The following is a 2496-nucleotide window of genomic DNA, read 5'->3' on the forward strand; positions in this document are numbered from 1 at the left end:
GCCAGAGCCAGAGCCAGAGCCAGAGCCAGAGCCAGAGCCAGAGCCAGAGCCAGAGCCAGAGATTATTACGACAGCTGCTCCTGCTGCCGCTCCTGCTGCCGCTCCTGCTGCCGCTCCTGCGGCTGTCTCCGCAGCACGAGCAGCGTTACCGCCAGCTCCGGTCTCCGTTGCCGATCTGTTGGTCGAAGTTGATGACGATCTGATCGATGATGAAATCATCGAAATCTTCCTGGAAGAAGCGGAAGAAGTCACCGAGACACTGAAAGAATACTGGCCTCGCTACAAACAGGATATTGCCGACGCCGAGTCATTGACGACGGTCAGGCGAGCGTTCCATACCCTGAAGGGCAGTGGTCGTATGGTTCAGGCTCTGATTATCGGAGAGCTGGCCTGGTCGATTGAAAATATGTTCAATCGGGTGATCGACAAGACCATTTCAACCAGCGACAACCTGATTGATGTGGTTGAACACACCATGAGCGTCTTGCCGGCGTTGATTGACGATTTCCGTCAGCGTGGTGGTCCGAGTGTCGATACCCAGCCATTGATGGATTACGCCCACGCGCTGGCTGCAGGACTGACGGTACCCGATCTGGCAGAAGTGCTGGGAAGTGGGCCAGCAGCTGCCACGGCAGAGGCTTCTGTCACTGAACAAGCAGATACGGAACAAACGGCTACTGCAGTTACTGCAGCAGACAGCGATGTTGATGACAGTCATGAAACTGATGACGACAGTGCTTTACTGGAAGTATTCGTCCAGGAAGCGAACGGTCATCTGGAAACCGTCAATGACTTTGTTGAAACATCTCGCCGGAGTTATTTTGATAACCCGCTAGGTGATCAGGTACAGCGAGCCCTGCATACCCTCAAAGGTAGCGCACATATGGCAGGCATCAGCAGTATTGCTTGTCTGGCTGCCCCACTCGAACGCTTGCTCAAGGAATTACGGGCCTATCAGGTCAGTAACAGCGAACAGCTGGTTGAACTGATAGACGATGGCGCGGTATTTATTGCCTCGGCACTGCAGAATAAAACAGACCTGTATCGAAACCTGACGGATGCGGAACAAGCGTATCTGCAGCGAATAGAACAGGTTGAGCAGTCGTTGCTGGCAACCTTGTTGCAAAATGACAACACAGTCATCAAGACACCCAACCCCCAGGCTATTTCACAATTCCTGGCGAATGGTATGGACTCGTTGCTGGAAGCCGATTTACTGCTGCGGCAGTGGCAGAAAAGTGGTGACTTCAGTGTTCTGGATGCCCTGTGCCGCGATCTGGTTGAAGTCGCCGATGGCGCTGAACAGGCGGAACAACCGCGTATCCATGAACTGGCTACCAGCTTGCACGGCTTTTACTTGCAGGCCAGTCAGTCTGGGGAAAAAACCCAGGCTGCAGAACAAAATAACTGGGCTGAACTGGCAATGGAAGGCCAGGAGCAATTACTGAACATGATGGACTGCCTGGCCGCAGGGCAAGCGCTTGAGCGGCCAGCCATTCTGGATCGTATTCTGGGTATTACCCATCTGCTGAAAGCCTGGGCAGAGGATGCCGATGCCAAGGCAAAGGTTGACGAAAGCCCTTTTGGAGAAGCGCCGGGAGACATTCCCGCTGACGATGATATGGCCGTTGCACCGGTAACGGATACCATCCAGGCGACCACCGACCTTGCTGCCGGCGCAGATGATGTTGATCAGTTAAGTGACCACTCCGTTGGATCTGCATGGCATCAGCCCACCCCGGAAAACGATACGGGTGAACCTGTTGCGACGCTGGCCGACGCTATTAACACTCCGTTCTCCAGTGCCGGGAACGCTGCCCCGACGACACTGGATATTGAACCGGTAGTAACGGGTTCTGATGATCACCGTGATTTTGAAGACGAGCCGTCTTTTGAGTTGGCCGGTGATCAATCCAGTATTGAAACGGCTCAGGTATCTGCGCCAGAGGCCACTCAAACTGTCTCTGAGGCAGAGTTGCCGCTCCTGTCGGACGAACCTTTTATTCCTCGTCAGCTGGACGATTCTGATGGGGCCGACGCTGATTTTAGCGACCTGGGACATACCATCGAGCTGGATTTCTCTGCCAGTGATGATCGTGAGCTCCCAGACACACCGGCCACGATCGAGTACAGCCCGCTCTCTGACGTCGAAGATACAACAACTCCAGATTCGCATGATCAGACAACGGCATGGCAGACGTCTGACTCCGCGCATCAGAATACTGAAGTGTCGCCGGAAACTGGTTTGGAAGGTACAGACGTTCCGCTGGTGCATGAGTCTGACACAGCAGAACCATTACTACCGGTCATTGACGATCGCTTGCTTGATTTGCCTGGTACGCTGGAAGTAGAAGAATCCGCTGTTGATTTTCAGGACGCTATTCCGGTTATCGATGACAGCATGGTTGAGCCGTCAGAGACGCTGGAAGTAGAAGAGTCCACTGTCGATTTCCAGGATGCTATCCCGGTTATCGATGACAGCATGGTTGAGCTGTC

General features: G+C 53.9%; 1 protein-coding gene. It reads left to right on the forward strand.

Going from position 1 to position 2496, the window contains the following annotated elements; genetic code table 11:
* The coding region (locus Q8W22_RS16535; protein WP_305453097.1) for an Hpt domain-containing protein at positions 1-2496 on the forward strand (2496 nt) is incomplete at both ends.

The organism is Oceanobacter sp. 1_MG-2023, from assembly GCF_030689025.1.
In the GTDB taxonomy this organism is placed as follows: domain Bacteria; phylum Pseudomonadota; class Gammaproteobacteria; order Pseudomonadales; family Oceanobacteraceae; genus Oceanobacter.